A 17,319-nucleotide genomic window follows, 5' to 3' on the forward strand; every position below is an offset into this window, starting at 1 on the left:
AACACATGCCGATTTTTCGCGCACATCTTTTTCGTTAAACTGAGGAGTGAATATATTCATGAATGATCGATCTGCTTTGCGTTGGGATCTATTAATGCGCTATCGCTTAATCGAGATTGTTGCGCAATGGGAGGGACGTCTGACGACCAATCATTTGACGAACAGTTTTGGTATTGGACGGCAGCAGGCTAGTAAAGATATTCAATCCTATCTGACGAAGATCGCACCAGGGAATCTCGTCTATGACAAGTCATTAAAAGGTTACACTCCATCAGCAAAATTTGTGCCGAAACTAACAGGTGGAAATGCCGATGAGTATTTACATATCCTTAGTCGCAATAAGGATGTTGTGCATACCTTTACCGGCTTAGATTTGGCGTTCGCGAGGACTGAAATTTTGCAATTGCCGATTAGACCGGTTGACCCAAAGGTTATTCGTAGTTTGGTACAGGCAGCACGTGAACATCGACGTGTTGAGTTAGGCTACATATCAATGACTTCTGGCGTGGAAGAAAGGATACTCGTACCACACACTTTGGTTTGCACGCCTCAACGTTGGCATGTTCGTGCTTATTGTGAAAAGCACCGTGAATTTCGTGATTTTGTATTGAGTCGATTTCGAGGGAATCCAGAAATCTTGGACGAGAGCGTCCACGATGTGGAAAAAGATATTGATTGGAATACGGAAGTCACGATCGTGCTTGCACCAGATAGCCGCTTAAGCGAAGTTCAGCAAGACATATTGGCGCATGACTTCGGAATGATCGATAGAAAATTACATGTAAAAACTCGCGCACCCTTAGTCACTTACATGTTAAAAGCGTTTAATTTAGATATAGATAAACTTGACGCTGATCCATTAGCGCAGCAGATTATCATCTTAAACAGAGCCGAGATCACGCGCTACTTATTCAAAAAATAGTTAGTCTCTATCGAAATAAAAAAAACCGCCCTAGGGCGGTCTTTTTTATCCATTTCAAACGACGCAAAAAGCGTAGTTGAACCTAGAAATTACTTACTTGCTGCTGGTGCTGCTGCAGCCGGTGCTGGAGCTGACGCTGCTGCGCTTGCTGATGCAGATGCGGATGCGGATGCTGCTGGTTTTTCACCGATGATTTCGATCTTCGCTTTTTCTTTCAACTCGTCCAAGAATTTTTTCAAATTCGTTTGTTGGATTTGTTGTGTCAAACGTGGTTTGACTTGTTCTAAACTTGGCGCTTCTTTTGCGCGGCTGTCATCCAATACGATGACGTGGTAACCAAATTGGGATTTCACTGGTGTTTCTGTGAATTTACCTTTTTCCAATTGGGTGACTGCATTGCCGAATTCTGGAACCATGCCGCGTGGATCAAACCAACCTAATTCGCCGCCTTTGTCTTTTGAACCAGGATCTTTGGACTGAGCTTTTGCTAATGCGCCAAATTGTTTGATATCTTTTTTGAGTTTTGCGATGATCGCTTTTGCGTCTTCTTCTTTTTCTACCAAGATATGACGTGCTGAGTATTCATTGCCTGCTGTTGCCGCTTTGATTTTTTCGTACTCTGCAGCGTACTGCGCGTCGGTCACTGGTGCGCTTTTTAAGTAGTCATCAACAAAACCTTGTGCGAGCACATTGGTTTTCATCATTTCTAATTGATCCGCTACGTCACCTGATTTGTCCAAACCTTTTTTGACCGCTTCTTGTGCGACCAAAGATGCCATCGCCAAATTGTCGATGACCATTTTGCGCATTTCTGGATTGTCTGGCATGCCTTGAGCAGCTTGCTGCTTCATGATCATATCAACTTGTTTTTTGCTGATTGGTTTGCCATTCACGGTTGCCGCGATTACATTTTGCGCGCCATCTGCTGCTTTATCAGCAGATTGTGAGCATGCTGACAAAGCCAACACTGCCATTGCGCCACCGATCATGAAACGAGATTTCATCAACATCTTGGTCTTCCTTTATGATTTTCTATATTGTAGTAAAGCGGGATTGCCGCAATTTTAATAAATAGGACCTACGCAAAACTGCCCTCACATTGTTGCCACTGGCTCGATCAAACTGCATACAGATGACTACAGATGACCGCATGTGACTACATCGCTGGGACGATTTTGCGTAAGCCCTCTTAAAGCGATAAAAAACGCTTGCGAATTTTACCTGTGATTTCAGAATTACACTTAAAATTCGCGCAGTTTCTAGCGATTCAGACGGTTTTTTACAAAAAGTATTTACCGAAAGAAAAATTCCTTCGATGTGAATACGAATAAATGGGGTAAAACAATGATCGACTTTTCAGAAATGCTGCCGGTTGGGATGGTGGCGCATGGTGGGCAAGTGGCAAGGATCATGGCGGACATCGCCCAACGTCAACGGGGTTTAGAGAATTGGGAAGCATTTCATTATGAAAAAATTTCTGATTCTGCGGTGGAACTCACCGGCGGCATCGTGAGCATCCAAAATGGCAGCAAACGCTGGCTAGAGCCGCATGACTGTATTACGATCCCGCTGGCTGCGGTCTTCGCTGAGATGCAGAAGCAGGGACTGGTGGATAGCCCAGCTGTGCTGCCCATGCCTCATCTGAATGCACTCAATACAGCAAACCCGCCAACGATGAACGGATCGGACGTGGTCTCTAGCGGTAGTCATGCCTTTTTGCATTTGAAACTCGCCTTGCCAAGCGATCAAGCCAGTCGCCAAAAAATCCTCAGCAAGCTCCATTTAGAAGCTGACCTACTTGGCGCAACCGTGATCGCCTGTCACCTCGAATAGACGCCAAACTCGCCAAGCAGCAATCCTGACATCGGCGTGGATGCGCGCCGACTGTCATTCTCTAGTCACAATGCTTCCGTACAGTGGGATGTGAATTTTATTTCCAGCCGCCAACTTTTTTTGCGGAGTCTGTATGAAGCTATTGTTATCGCCTGCCATCGCACTGATGCGCCAATTGCGCTTGCTGCCTAAATTCATCATCGTCGCCTGCCTATTTGCCATCCCCGCCATGTTGGTCTCTGGCTTATTTATTCAAGAGTTAAACAAGGCAATCCATCTGACTGAAAAAGAGCAAGTCGGATTGACGACCTTGCGACGCATCCAAACGCTCAAATTACAAATCGAGGAGCATCGCGCGCTACGGCATCTCGGCTTGGCTGGCAATCTCAATGCGAAAGGTGCGGCGGCGACGCTTCAGCCGCTGATCGATGCCGAAATCCAGCAACTAGATCAGCACCTGTCGCAGCAAGCAGCGCAATATTTCTCCGAAGCAGAATCGAATACCACAACGACCCAACTACAAGCAATCCAACAACAGTGGAGCGCCATCAAGCAAAAGCTTGACCAAACCAAGTCGAAAGAAAGCTATCAGATTCATTTTGCTTTGCTACAGCAAATTCAGCAACTCGCAATACAGATTGCCGATCACAGCAATTTAAGTCTCGATCCGCAAGTCGATACTTACTACCTGATCGGATTATTTTCGAAATCCATCCCCGAGTTAACCGCCCTCCTCGCCGATACCGCTGCGCGTGGTGCACCCTACATCGATACTGGCTTGCTCGAACCAAATGAAGACGTGCTGCTGAATGCGAATGTGCTATTGAGCCAACGGGATTTACCTAAGGTCGCGGCGCAGTTACATGCTGTCATACAAGCCTCTCCCGAGATGCAAACACTGACACAGCAACAAACCCTGGCGATACAGCAGCACACAGAATTTTTAGAGCGCACCAAAAATGAAATCTTGAATACGCTCAATCAAACCAGTGGCAGCAACTATCTCGCCGCGGGTAAAACAAGTCTCGAAGCTTGGCATCACTTGAGCATCGCGGTAGCGGATCAAATTCAGGCAAAGCTGACACAGCGTTTAGCGAACCATCAATGGAATCGTAATGCCATGATGTTCGCGATCGCTATCGTCGTTTGTATCGCCGCATACTGGTTAGCCGGTTTTTATCTCGCCTTCTCACAGGAATTAAGCTTACTGAGTCTAGCCGTACATCGGATTCGAGATGGCAATCTCAGCATTGCTTGTCAGGCCCACGGGCAGGATGAAGTCGCGCAACTCGTCATGGAATTTGAAGGCATGCGCCAAGTTTTAATCGGGGTCGTCAAGCGGATCCGTAGCAGTACTGAGCAGATCGCCGATTCGTCAGAACAAATCGCCAGCGGCAATGCCGATCTCTCAACGCGCACCGATCAACAAGCCCACTCCTTGAATCAAACAGCGAGTTCGATGGAAGAGTTGACCACCATCGTCAAACAAAATATCGATCATGCGCAACAAGCCAATCAAATGGCGACCGAAGCAACGGGATTGGCGGGTAAAGGTGGCGAGGCGGTCACCCAAATGACGACCATGATGGAAGGCATTCAACAATCGTCCAAGCAAATTAATGACATCATTGCCGTGATCGATAGCATTGCTTTTCAAACGAATATCTTGGCGCTCAATGCAGCGGTCGAAGCAGCCCGTGCAGGGGAACAAGGACGCGGTTTTGCCGTCGTCGCAACGGAAGTGCGCAATCTCGCACAACGCTCAGCAAATGCCGCCAAAGAGATCAAAACCTTGATTGGGCACTCGGTCGCTCAAGTCAATGCAGGTAATCGTCAAGTGCAATTGGCGGGCCAAACAATGACGCAAATTGTCGAAGCAATTTTGGAGCTCAATCGGAATATGCAAGCCATCGCACTTGCCAGTGTGGAGCAAGGCGATGGGATCGTGGTGGTGAATCAAGCGATAGGACAACTCGATCACATTACCCAACAAAATGCCGTACTAGTCGAGCAAGCTGCATTGTCAGCGGAAAATATGCATCACCAAACTTTGCAGTTGAGCGAAGCGGTCGCCGAGTTTGTGACAGAAGAAGTGGTGATCGAAACTGAACCAGCAACAGCGATCGCACAAGCGCACGAGCACACCTCACGTCCAAAGAGTCGGCGCGCTATCCGTGGAAAGAAAATATTACTAGGAGCGGCGTGATACTAAGCATTGAAGGCAATCTGGATGCCGGCCGCAGAATACTATCAAGTGACAAATCTGCGCTTTCAATTCGATGCGCAAGGATAAAAAAAGCCCCGAGACTCGGGGCTTTTTCGATTGTTCATCAGCATTGATATGTTGGCTATGACCGCATTGTTACGTTCTCATTGGTAGGTTCAATCACATCGACTGACTCCGACACCAAGCGTAACGACCAATGTATTGAAGCCTTGCGAGGGCTAGCAACCACTCGTCGTCACCGTCAAAGTCGGCGCACTCGTTGCGGAAGCAGGTTCGGTGTACACAACTGAGCAAGTCGCTGCGGTTGGCGCAGAGACAGGAGAGACAGTTAAGGTCGTGCCCGCTGCAGTCAAGGTGTAATCACTCGCATTCAAGCCCGCTGCAGCAGCGAAGGACGTATCCGCCTTTGGATAGCCCGATGCGAACGCGGTTGAAAAAGTCACCGTCGTTCCTTCAAACGTCACTGTCGATGGCGCGGGGGATGTGACAAGATATTTGCCATGTGCCATTGCCGCGGTTGCCGCTAATGAGCCTTTGGCGGCATTGATGCTTGCGATCCGTGCATCTTTACCCAAGTCGGCGAATTTAGGGAGGGCTGTCGCCGCCAAAATCCCCAAAATCACGATGACCACAATTAATTCGATCAAGGTAAAACCCGATTGTTGTTGCGATTTCATATTATTTCTCCATTCTTCCGTTGTTCCATCTTGCTAGATCCAGCATTACTGCACATATTCGTTCGCGTTGGTCATCGCTAAACGCCTCATATCTCTTAGGCTCGTTTCAGATACGATGTATTGACGGAGTTGGCATGTGCAAAGCCTGATACTCCATACCAGTATCACACAAGGATAAATTATCCACAAGCAACATTTTGTATCGCGTTGTATTTCATTTAAGCCTTGCCAGAACCGGCAATAGCCCATTGGGCGAGCGCTCGCCACTTGCCGATTTCACCAGCAAAAACGCCCACTTTAACTTCGTCAATCTATCCACAATCGCTTTAGAATTTCAGTTTGGGATGAAGGTGCTTTCGGCAAGATTCTCGGTTACACTCAACTCGCCTTATTGCGCATCGTTTGATATAGCGCAAGCCCTTGTGGCGCGGGCGCAGCACGCTGAGAACGCCTTTCAGCCTGCTTTGTTTCGCCCCGCTTTTTCGGTTTTGCTTTTTTCTATCGTCATATCGCTTAGTTAAGAATTCAATGAGCCTTCCTTTTGCCCCCATCGCGGAATACCATCAAGTGACCCCTGAACTATTTCAGGATGTGATCCAAGCGAACTATCAGCCTGCGATCTTACGCGGCTTGGTCCAACATTGGCCCTGCGTTCAAGCGGCACAAACGGATCAATCCCGATTACTACAAGATATGGCGCAATGTGACAATGGAACAAAAGTCGATGCCATCATGCTACGTCCCGAAACCCATGGTCGAGTTTTCTACGATGCCACGATGGATGGATTTAACTTCATCAAAAATAAGGTAACGATTACTTCCGTATTGGAGCAACTTATTCGCTATGCGCAATTCGATCGTCCCCCCTCTGTGGCGATCCAGAGCGCTTTAGTCGGTGAATGTCTACCCAAATGGCGGGCTGCGCTTGCACTGAATTTGCTCGCCCCGGAAGTCGAGCCACGAATCTGGATTGGCAACCAAATTACCACGCCGACGCATATCGACGGGTCCGACAATATTGCCTGCGTCGTCAGTGGTCGGCGCGAATTCGTCTTATTTCCACCCGAGCAGATCGCCAATCTGTATATTGGACCACTCGATTTCGCGCCAACGCCCTCGCCTATCAGTATGGTCGATTTGCGCGCGCCAGATTTAACCCGCTATCCTCGTTTTGAAAACGCCCTCGCGCACGCGCAAAGTGCCGTTCTTGAGCCTGGTGATGCCATTTATATTCCCAACCTGTGGTGGCATCATGTTGAATCCTTAGAAAAAATCAATGTCTTGGTCAATTACTGGTGGGGTGGTTCAAATTTTTCGACTGAAAACAAAACCTCACCCTACGGTTTACTGATGCAAGCCTTACTCAGTTTTAAAGAGCTACCGCCATCTCAACGGGCAGCATGGGGACATCTTTTCCAACACTATGTATTCGATGAAACATCGCCCGCTGCACATATACCTGCCCATCGGCACGGTGTTTTACAACGATAATTTGCACCGTTGCCACGGCCAAAGAAAAAGGGCGGGAATATTTCCGCCCTTTTTACATTCCCTACGATAAAACTTGATTACTTAAATACGTACTGCGCACTCACATAGAAGAAACGACCACGTGGATCGGTGTAGCTAGGATCGTAACCAGAGATGAAGAAATTCGCTTGATTCGAATACGGTGGTGCCGTATTCAACAAGTTTTGCACACCAGCACGCAAACTCAAATTCTTATTAACTGCATACGATGCTGACATATCCCAAAGCGAATATGCTTTCACTCGATTTGCTGCCACCACACTACCATCGTCAATATTGATGGCAGAATTTTGATCGTCATAGCCTGAATAGTAAGTATTGCCCAAAGTGACTTCAACTGGACCGTACTCCCAACCTAAAGACAAACGATGGCGCCAACGTTGTACCACGCCCTCCGTCACAAATTTACCCAAGTTGCTGACGTACGCATCGCCCGGATTGGTTTGCAATTTCGAATTGAGCATATAGGTGCCGAGCATCCGTGCACTAATCTTGCCCCACGAAGTTTTGATGCCATGCATCTCAATCGCCAGATCTAAACCGTTGGCGATTTGCGAACCGCGATTTTCTTTACGAAGTTCAATATAGTCAATGTAGCCGTCTTCATCACGATGTACTAGATTGCCATACTTCGCGAGGTTACCAAGAATGATGTCATCACCAATTTCACTAATGAGATCACTGCGCTTGATATTCCAATAATCCAAGCTGAAAGTCCAATCGCGACTCGGTTCGAAAATGGCACCAATCGTATATTGACGACTACGTTCAGGTTTCAAATTGGCGTTGCTGTAGCGGCGTGTATTCCAGTTATCGGCACAGACAGAAAGATCATTGTCGTTATCTGCACAATACACAGGATCGGGCAAAGTCGCTGTCGAACTATATTGCGTTGGACGATACAAGTCGGACATGGATGGTGCGCGGAAACCACTGCCAACCGATGCGCGGAACAAAAGATTTTTATCGGGTTGGAAACGCAAGCCCAATTTTGGACTCGAAGCGCCACCGACGCCTTGATAGCGATCATGGCGCAGAGACAATTGCGCTTCCCACTGTTTGGTCAAGGGCGCGAGCAATTCCGTATAGATCCCTTCAACATGACGCGAATCAGCGGTCGCTTTACCCCCTTCCGGTGCAAAGTCGTTATTGATGTTATCGCTCATCAACAACACAGATGGCGTAAACACGCTGCGTTCACGCCGCCATTCTGCGCCGACAGCAATCGACAAATCACCGCCATCGAGGCGCATTAAAGGACGTGCTGCTTTAAAATCTACGCTGGTCATCGTTCCACGCGCATGCCGCACTTCTTCATTGACTTGAATGCTGTTCAGCAAATTCAGACCCGCTGTGCCGGATGGGCCAAACGGATTGATTAAGCCGCGACGAATGCCATCCATCAATTCGTTGTACAACACATAGCCGTGGGTATCGCGGTCGCGTACCGTGTTGACGCTTTGATTGATACCGAAATCATAATCCCAGCCCGCGAGAACACCATTCATACCGACAACAAAACGCTGCGCTTCACTGGTCAATTCACTGGTGCGATTGCCAGCCTCTTTGAGACGCATACGCAAGGTGATTTCGCCGGGTACGTCATCGTCTGTTACATTATCCAAACCGGTATTCGCCAATTGCGGAATCAATTTGAAATCAATATCGCCCGTGACCCGCGCTGACGAGCCAACATAGTAGGTCTTGGCTTTACTCCAGCTCGCTTCCGCATAGAGTTGATGATCTGGACTCAATTGAAACGCTGCACGACTCAACAAGCTCGTCTTATCCGATTTTGGGTATAGCTCGGTATCGCCCATATAGTCGTAGGTACACGCCTCGGCTCCACCAGTTCCTGCGGGCAAATACAGATTGGCGGCAGGCTTGCAGTTTGGTACTGAGAAATTGATCAAACGATTTTCTATGACTTTGCCATTGATCTTAAAACCTTGCTCCTGCAAATAATCACGCTGCGCGGAGGTCAGACGAATATTTGCGGGGTCGGTGTAGCTCGACAGTAAATGCCCTAATCGTTCTGGAATTTTTAAATCCCCAATGAATTTTCGCTGCGATGTGAATAGGCTGCCTGTATGCTGCTGATCGACGACTGCGAACAAGTTGTAGCCATCTTTATTCAGATCACCCACGCCGCCTGCGAGTGTAAATGTACGCTTTTCTGCACCACCTTCTTGGGTACGACCCGCATGCATATTCACTTCCATACCTTGGTAATCTTTGCGGGTGATAAAGTTAATCACCCCACCGATTGCATCCGTTCCGTACAATGCCGACGCACCATCTAAAAGAATTTCGACGCGCTCAATTGCAGCCGCAGGAATATTGTTTAAATCAACGCCAGCATCATCGCCTGGTGAGGCGAAGTTTGCCATCCGACGTCCATTCAATAGTATCAAGGTCGAAGAAGTTCCAAGGCCACGTAAATTGGCGGAATTAAAACCGCGCTGATCGCCACCGACATTGATGCTGATCCCGTCGCTCAAGCCACCAACATTGGCAGCCACCTTGGAAAGTAACTCGGCAGCCGTCGTCACGCCGGTTTTCTGAATCTCTTCACGAGTGATCAACTGCACTGGGAGCGCAGATTCACTATCGACCCGTTTGATCGCCGAGCCGGTAATTTCGACTCGACTGATGGGTTTTGTCTCGACCACAGTTTGTGCCATTGCTGGCAGTGCACTGGCTGCCATCATGATCAGTACTGCACGAGAGATGGCATGTCTTGCGAGGGGCCGGGATGACATGCTAAAGACTGTTGATGCCTTATTTAACATAGCTCTATTCCAAGGGTAATGCGCATTGTGATGATTCACTTTGCGCTGGGTTAATCAAATCTTTTATGCGCGCTGAGCATATGGACTCAACGCACAACTTCTTTATACGACTGACAAGTCGTCACTTTCTATTCGCCTTTGCAACCGCGATTCCAGCAAATGGACGCCTTCGCAGTGGAGGCGTCGATACTAAACCGCTTACTGGTCACTACTTGATACACACCAAGCGAACTTGCTTCATGTCCGTTATGCCAGCCAGGACTTTTTCTATTCCATCCATTTTCAAAGTCAACATGCCATCTTCCAGTGCCGCCGTAAATAATTGGGCAACCCTCGCATGCTCTTGTATCAGTTTCTTCACTGAATCAGTACCCACCATCAACTCGTGCAGCCCGACTCGTCCTTTATAACCAGCATTGCACTGCTCGCAACCTTGCGCTCGATACAAGGTAAATTGTCCTTGATCATTCGCGTAATTTTTCATCCACTGCTGGAAAATTTGTTTCTTCGCGCTCACTGTATCGGCTTGAAAAGCCTGGGTCGCGAGCAATTCTGAACAATACTCATTCAGCAACTGACTGATTTCTTCTTTGCTAGGCGAATACGCGACTTTACAGTTCCCACACAAACGTTTGGCTAATCGCTGCGCGAGAATACCGAGCAATGCATCGGCAAAATTAAACGGATCCATCCCCATATCTAGCAATCGAATAATCGATTCAGGCGCGCTGTTGGTATGCAAAGTCGCCATTACCAAATGACCCGTCAGCGATGCTTCAAGTCCGATCGAGACGGTTTCCTTATCACGCATTTCGCCCACCATAATGACGTCGGGATCGGCACGCAAAAATGCCCGCATGACCGTCGCAAAATCCATACCGGCTTTGCGATTGACTTGGACTTGACGCAATCCCTTTTGGGTGATTTCAACGGGGTCTTCTGCTGTCCAAATTTTCGTTTCTGGTCGATTTAAGTAATGCAACACCGAATGGAGAGTCGTGGTCTTTCCCGAGCCAGTCGGACCACACACAAAAAAGATACCGTAGGGTTTATCAACCACGCTCTTTAGTCGTTGCAAATTATTCGGCAGTATCCCTAATTTCTCTAAGGGGATCGGCTCTCCTGCCGCTAAAATCCGCATGACCACATCTTCTAAACCACCCGCTGAAGGAATGGTCGCAACCCGCAATTCAATATCGAGCGGCCCGTATTTTTTAAATTTGATTTTGCCGTCTTGTGGCTTGCGCTTTTCTGAAATATCGAGGTCGCACATAATCTTAATCCGTGCAAGCAGCGCACTGCGATAACTTGCAGGAATCTCGATATAGGGGAAGAGTGAACCGTCCTTACGAAAACGAATCAAGGTTTTTTCTTTGCCTGGGCGCGGCTCGATATGAATATCCGATGCGCCTTGTTGGTAGGCATCAACGATGATTTTATTCAACAATTTGACCAACTCGTTCTCGACCGCCGCAGAAACTTCATTGCCGCCAACATTGGCGCTCTCGTCTTCTTCGCCTTCCATTCCAGAAAGCAATTCATCTACACTGGCATTGTCTGTCGTCTGTCCGAAAAATTGATCTACAGTTTGCTTGAATTCGCGTTGCGTGGTCACTTTGTACTGCAGACGTGCATGTGGAAAAATAAGGTTGACGACGCGTGTGTTCTTGATCTGCTCTGGATCAACCGCCAAGATCGTCATACCATTCTTATCATCCGAGACAGGCAACCAGCGGCTCTCTTCGACATATTGGCGTTTGAGCTTTTTCACCAATTCGATCTCAACGATGCGACTCGCTTGAAAAGATTCGTAGGGAACACCAAAGTAACGCGCCAAGGCCATACCAATCTGTTCTGGGCTGACTTGAAACTCGTCGATCAACACGTCTTCAAGATCGAGTTGCTTCTTGCGCGCCGAGCTGATTGCCAATTCAAATTCAGGCACCGATAAAACACCATCGGAGACTAAACCATTAAACTTGGAAGGAGGAATATGGAGTGGCTTATTTTTTTGTGTGAAAGCAATTGCCATCGTCTCACATAACTCGCGCACGCCCTCTTGGGCTATCGCAGTAAAAGCTTGTCCGTGTCGACTATTAATAAACTGAATTGCTCCCAATAGCTCGCCGTTATCTGCATCCAAAATCGGTGCCACCAACATCTCTTTTGTGCGATACCCTGTGCGTTGATCAATCGCTTTTTGAAAATGTAAATGCGTTGAGATCTGACGTAATTCGGCTTCGTCATAGACATCATTGATGCACAGAACTTCTTTATGGATTGCGACATAGCCTGCGATACTTTGATCCGAAATCGGTAAACGGATATCTTTGAATGTATGCAGACCTTTCTTTACTTTTGAAATCAAATTATTGCCATCCGGTGCGACGACATAAATCGTCAAACGATCACAATCAAACAGATCACAAATATCCGCTGTCAAATCCAACATGATTTGATCCACCGCATTCGTGGCATGGATTTTATTGGTCAACGTTTGCAAGCGTTTGAAAAAGAGAAGGCGTTGCGCTGCTTTGTCCGCTTGATTGTGATGACTACTGGAGGATTTCGCCTGCATGGCATCTACTTTCATGAATAAGGAAAGTTACTGCTGAACTTGCACTGAACTTGCTCTGAACATCTCATTATCACCGATTAAGATGCGATTAAAACCAATCGGATACCAGAAATGCCTGATCCAGACGGAACTTTTGGTAAGGCTGCGGTAGTTCTACAACACATTCGCATAGACCCAGGTCGAGAGAGGATCAAGTTGTTACGCATTTTGAGTTCAACGTCGTTGGAGAACGATCGGTGCACATACCGGCAAATCGTTGAAATAAAAAAAGATTAGGTGATTTCTAGAAAAGCCTGTATATTCCGTTCCGTACTTGCATCAGGTCGTCATATTGTTGGTCCCAATTCCGCATGGCTGTTTTCTTCTAGTCGTTCTGTTTTATCTCCTTCGGTTTCATCTCTTGGTATGAAGTGCCCATCAGGCAATCTCGCCTATCGGCCTCGATTCGTCACGCGAAACTCGTTTCCTGTGCGCGCCGTTGCCATCAAATTAAAGGAAATACAATGAGTAATCAAACTGGAATCGTCAAATGGTTTAACGATGCTAAGGGCTTCGGCTTTATTACACCAGACGCTGGCGGTGCTGACTTGTTCGCACACTTTCAAGACATTCAATCTGCTGGTTTCAAAAGTCTTTCGGAAAATCAACGCGTTTCATTCGAGCGCAGCAGTAGTCCAAAAGGCGATAAAGCAAGCAATATCCAAATCTTGTAATCGCACACACAATTTTTACCGACTTGGCCTATGCTGCACGCAGCTTTCGCCGAGCCGATTAAAAGAATGCAGGTTAGCTAGGTGCTTTGCCAAATAGCGTAATCTGATTGTATCCACCACTATGCAGATAGCATGGGGTAGATAAACAGAGTCATACCCACATTCAAATCGCAAATGGTCGATGTGCTAGACACATGGACCGCACAAACTGATTCTGACCGGCTACGACCACTTTGCAGATAGCATAGGGAAGTAGAAAATGGGCTAGTCAGGCAAACAGGGGTCGCATCAAAAGTCTATTCCGATAGAACGCGATCGACACCCAATTTGCAAAGCTAAAATTTCGCAAAATAAGAAGCTGATTTGTGTTCCTTGTGTGATGGTGTAACAACACCTGACACAATAATTTGCTGCAAATAATTGAAACTTTGCACTGCGCTTGTCTGATCAAACAAAGCAGCTGCATGAACCAGAAGACACACCACGCAGATAGCATGGGTGTCTGCAATGGCGTAACACTTGGCAGATAGCCTTGGTTGCACAGGATTCATCGCGAAGTTTGAAGAGCCCGCCCTTTGGTGGGCTTTTTGCTTTTTGAAAATAGGATTTCATATGAAAGCGTATTGCTTGTTGGTGTCTGGCATCATTTCGCTGTATTCGAATTGACCAAGCGCTGCCCAAGAACCATACTGAGCGGCTAGCAAAAACAATGCTTTTGGGCAAATTCAAAAATTTCGGAGTCTTCAATGAAAACAACAATATGTTCCGCCTTGGTCACTGCCGCATTCGGCTTAGCAACAAGCATGGCCAATAACGCACTCGCCGCGGATACCTTAATCACAGCCAGCAATATGTTGGACGTTCGTAGCGGAAAAATGATCGCCAACCCACAAATCTTGGTGCGTGATGGTCGTATCGTCAGCGTGAAACAAGGTGCGAATCCCACCGTCGATGCACAAGTACAAAAAATTGACCTGGCTGGCATGACGATACTGCCAGGCTTAATCGATATGCACGTCCATCTCGATTCTGATCCTACTTATGGTGGCTACAACACTTTACAATTCGGTGACCGGTTTTGGTCGATCCTCACAGTGCCGCACGCCAGTCGCACGCTCGACGCTGGCTTTACCACAGTTCGTAATGTCGGTGCAGACGCATGGAATGACGTTGGCTTACGCCAAGCAATTGAAGAAGGAAAAATCCGTGGTCCACGCGTCGTCACTGCGGCGTATTCTTTTGGCGCCACCGGTGGCCATTGCGACTCCACCTTCTTCCCGCCTTCAATGAATCAGCAAAGTCCGTTCAATGCGGATAACCCGGAAGAAGGTCGCAAACGCGTTCGTGAATTACGCAAGTATGGTGCACAAGTCATCAAGATTTGTGCGACTGGTGGGGTGTTTTCACACAATACTGAGCCTGGTCAACAACAAATGAGCTTGCGCGAAATGACAGCGATTGCCGAGGAAGCACATCAATGGGGCTTGCGAGTGGCGGCTCATGCGCATGGCACGTCAGGCATCAAGGATGCCATCCGCGCAGGAATCGATACGATTGAACATGCGAGCTTAATTGATGACGAAGGTATCGCACTGGCAAAAAAACATGGCGCATATTTATCCATGGATATCTACAACACCGACTACACGCAATCGGAAGGTAAAAAGAATGGCGTGTTGGAAGACAACTTACGCAAAGACCGTGAAGTTGCCGATATTCAGCGCGAGGGATTTAAGCGTGCCCATGCTGCTGGTGTCAAAATGGTTTACGGCACCGATGCGGGGATCTATCCTCACGGCGACAATGCAAAGCAATTCGCTACGATGGTGAAATATGGCATGTCACCTGTGCAAGCGATTCAAGCTGCGACCATCAATGCCGCAGAAGCGCTCGCAAGCAAAGACGTCGGCGCAATCGAGGCCGGGCGTTTTGCTGACATCATCGCAGTCAAAGGTGATCCAAGCAAAGACGTACGTTTGTTGGAAAACGTCGCTGTCGTGATCAAATCTGGCGAAGTCGTCAAATCTTCGAAATAAAATTAAATGTCAAAGCGATGCGACTGCCATGACAAAGAGACGCTTGATTCCGTGCATTAAGTCGTGCGGAACAACCAGCTTTTGACTATGTAAGGTCGTTGAAAAAAGGGAGTGTCAGAATCGACACTCCCTTTTTTCCATCTCGACGTTTTTCGACACGCCGGACTTCGTCGTTCTATTCATCGTATTTTGTTAACTCGGCCTTTTTTTCAATTTCAAATCACTGAGAATTTGCTCAGCCCGCTCAGCCGCAGCGAGTTTAAGATCGGCACTCGATTGCTGTGCCATGTCAGTTCGGCGAAACCAATCGGCACTGATGTCGTCGCCGAGCCGGTCGGAAACAAGATGCCATGCATACGCTTCTAGTGCATTTTTTTCCTGATAATAAAGCTCCGCAATGATTCCCGCCGAACGAATATTGCCAGCGATTAGCGCATCTTGAAATGCGACCTTGGCCGCTTGCCCATAGTTGATACTTTTATCGAACTCTGGATGATTTGGCTGCCCTTGCAACTCAAAATAGTATTTTTCACCGATATGCATCATTGCATAGGAGTCCCCTGCTTTTGCCATTTTTCGAAGTGCCTTCAAGTCTTTCGTATAATAGTCAGGTGGCAGCATATAGCCTAAGTCTTCCAATTTTTTTCGGCGCGCTGCTTCGGTAGGAGAGATAGGTTCCGACACTGGGACTTCCAGCATATTGTTGGGTGTCAACTTTGCCTCGCGCGCAATCTGATCCATCATTTGCGGGCTCATATTACTTAATTCAAAGGGCGAAGCGTGTGTCCCCGACAGCTTGTGATGCGGCTCTTCTTCCCCGTGCAAACCTTGATGCGGCGGACTCGTGTTCGCCAATTTCGTATCAGCTGCGGATTCTTCGTGATTTTGTGGTGACGCGTTTTGACTGCGATTACCGAGCAGAGACCAAGCCATGATGCTCAGCATGCACACCAAACCGAATCCGACCAGATGGATTTTTTTCATCATCTTCCTCTTTTAAAACTCTCTTTTTCTCGACATCGTGCGTTGACCGTGCCCCACTGAATTGATCGTTCGCCGCCCGTGGCAGCGAACGATCGCTAGGCATAAAACTCGCGTCAGCCTTACACAGCCAACTTATACGCGAGGCAAACTACTTAAGCATTTGGTGATGCCGTTGGTGTACCCCCAACGCGTATAGTAATCACGTTGTGCTGGCGTGCCATGATCCCCACCCGCATAGGCGCGCGCTGTGTTGACTGCCGTCGTCAAGAAATTCGCATAGCGCAAGGTATCGACTGCATAACGAATAAAAGAGCCCCCAGCACAATCGGCTTGTAGCTCCATATACGGTGCGGGTTGACGAATATTGCGGGTAAATTGGATGGTGTGTCCCCATTCATGTCCCAGAATCGCCTTCGCTGCGTAGTTACCATAATTGCTTTCTGCGCCTTGCAAGAACGAAGTTCCTACGCTGATGGTGTAAGGGCCACAAGCAAATGCCGACAGGCTCGATTCACCACATGCGCGTCGATCAATGTAAATGGTGGGGTTAGAGTAACTACCAAACACACCACGAATCTCCGTCCCCGTCTTATTGATATAAGTGGCATTGACGGTCACTGCATTCGCGCTTTGTGCCATCGCGGTCACCGCCATTGCTGCGCATAACATGTTCTGTATTTTTTTCATTTCATTCTCCCAAAGTTGGACTATGTTGTATTGAATTCCCATTGAATTATTGGCAATCCAATCGCAGTTAAGTCGATTTTTAATGAATTGGGAAATCTTTATGACAACATAAAATGAGAGAAGAAATAGAACTGGCTTTGCCGCTTTTTTTAGCAAGAGATTTTTTTATTAATGCACATATAAAATTTTTACCAAGCTGGTCTGTTGGCAAAAAAGTTGAGAATTTAATCGGTTTTAATCACAGATGTTTTAACTAAAACCGTGCTGCAAGAAAAACCACACATTTGCATTGCGATGCACGATGTCTTCCATTCGCAATCGACAAATCGGTTTCCCGCGG

The 17,319-nt window shown here is 47.5% G+C and carries 12 protein-coding genes; 6 read left to right on the forward strand and 6 right to left on the reverse strand.

Annotation, left to right across the window (positions count from 1 at the left end; translation table 11 throughout):
• Positions 1-58 precede the first annotated feature (58 nt).
• Positions 59-922: a helix-turn-helix transcriptional regulator gene (locus KDM90_RS10345; protein ID WP_212675532.1), complete on the forward strand. Its 864-nt coding sequence runs from the start codon at positions 59-61 to the stop codon at positions 920-922.
• Positions 923-1,011: 89 nt separating this feature from the next.
• Here KDM90_RS10345 and KDM90_RS10350 read toward each other — a convergent pair whose 3' ends face one another.
• Positions 1,012-1,932, reverse strand: a complete 921-nt coding sequence (locus KDM90_RS10350) for a foldase protein PrsA (protein ID WP_212675533.1) — start codon at positions 1,930-1,932, stop codon at positions 1,012-1,014.
• Positions 1,933-2,266: 334 nt separating this feature from the next.
• Here KDM90_RS10350 and KDM90_RS10355 point away from each other — a divergent pair, with 334 nt between their 5' ends.
• Positions 2,267-2,755, forward strand: coding sequence for a hypothetical protein (locus tag KDM90_RS10355; protein WP_212675534.1), 489 nt, complete (start codon positions 2,267-2,269; stop codon positions 2,753-2,755).
• 133 nt (positions 2,756-2,888) lie between these two features.
• On the forward strand, positions 2,889-4,961 hold the full coding sequence (locus KDM90_RS17955) for a methyl-accepting chemotaxis protein (protein ID WP_230409734.1): 2,073 nt from the start codon (positions 2,889-2,891) through the stop codon (positions 4,959-4,961).
• A gap of 239 nt (positions 4,962-5,200) precedes the next feature.
• On the opposite strand, the gene KDM90_RS18315 is transcribed toward KDM90_RS17955, so the two are convergent.
• A complete protein-coding gene (locus KDM90_RS18315; RefSeq protein WP_212675535.1) occupies positions 5,201-5,659 on the reverse strand; it encodes a prepilin-type N-terminal cleavage/methylation domain-containing protein in 459 nt (152 codons plus the stop codon).
• Between the two features lie 528 nt (positions 5,660-6,187).
• On the opposite strand from KDM90_RS18315, the gene KDM90_RS10370 reads away from it, so the two are divergent.
• Positions 6,188-7,150: a cupin-like domain-containing protein gene (locus KDM90_RS10370; RefSeq protein WP_212675536.1), complete on the forward strand. Its 963-nt coding sequence runs from the start codon at positions 6,188-6,190 to the stop codon at positions 7,148-7,150.
• 77 nt (positions 7,151-7,227) lie between these two features.
• Here the strand turns inward: KDM90_RS10370 and KDM90_RS10375 are convergent, their stop codons facing one another.
• Together KDM90_RS10375 and KDM90_RS10380 are read right to left on the reverse strand one after the other, a co-directional pair.
• Complete coding sequence (locus KDM90_RS10375; RefSeq protein WP_212675537.1) at positions 7,228-9,951, reverse strand: TonB-dependent receptor; 2,724 nt, start codon at positions 9,949-9,951, stop codon at positions 7,228-7,230.
• Between the two features lie 238 nt (positions 9,952-10,189).
• Positions 10,190-12,574 (reverse strand): GspE/PulE family protein, encoded by a 2,385-nt coding sequence (locus tag KDM90_RS10380; protein ID WP_230409735.1) that lies wholly within the window; start codon positions 12,572-12,574, stop codon positions 10,190-10,192.
• A 488-nt stretch (positions 12,575-13,062) separates the two neighbouring features.
• Here KDM90_RS10380 and KDM90_RS10385 point away from each other — a divergent pair, with 488 nt between their 5' ends.
• Positions 13,063-13,272, forward strand: a complete 210-nt coding sequence (locus KDM90_RS10385) for a cold-shock protein (protein ID WP_212675538.1) — start codon at positions 13,063-13,065, stop codon at positions 13,270-13,272.
• Between the two features lie 746 nt (positions 13,273-14,018).
• A complete protein-coding gene (locus tag KDM90_RS10390) occupies positions 14,019-15,308 on the forward strand; it encodes a Xaa-Pro dipeptidase (protein ID WP_212675539.1) in 1,290 nt (429 codons plus the stop codon).
• A 192-nt stretch (positions 15,309-15,500) separates the two neighbouring features.
• On the opposite strand, the gene KDM90_RS10395 is transcribed toward KDM90_RS10390, so the two are convergent.
• Entirely contained in the window at positions 15,501-16,295 is a 795-nt protein-coding gene (locus tag KDM90_RS10395) for a hypothetical protein (RefSeq protein ID WP_212675540.1), read from the reverse strand.
• A gap of 129 nt (positions 16,296-16,424) precedes the next feature.
• A complete protein-coding gene (locus tag KDM90_RS10400) occupies positions 16,425-16,979 on the reverse strand; it encodes a neutral zinc metallopeptidase (protein WP_212675541.1) in 555 nt (184 codons plus the stop codon).
• Positions 16,980-17,319: the final 340 nt, after the last annotated feature.

This window comes from Affinundibacterium fentianense, from assembly GCF_018139545.1.
Taxonomy (GTDB): Bacteria; Pseudomonadota; Gammaproteobacteria; order Burkholderiales; family Burkholderiaceae_D; genus Undibacterium; species Undibacterium fentianense.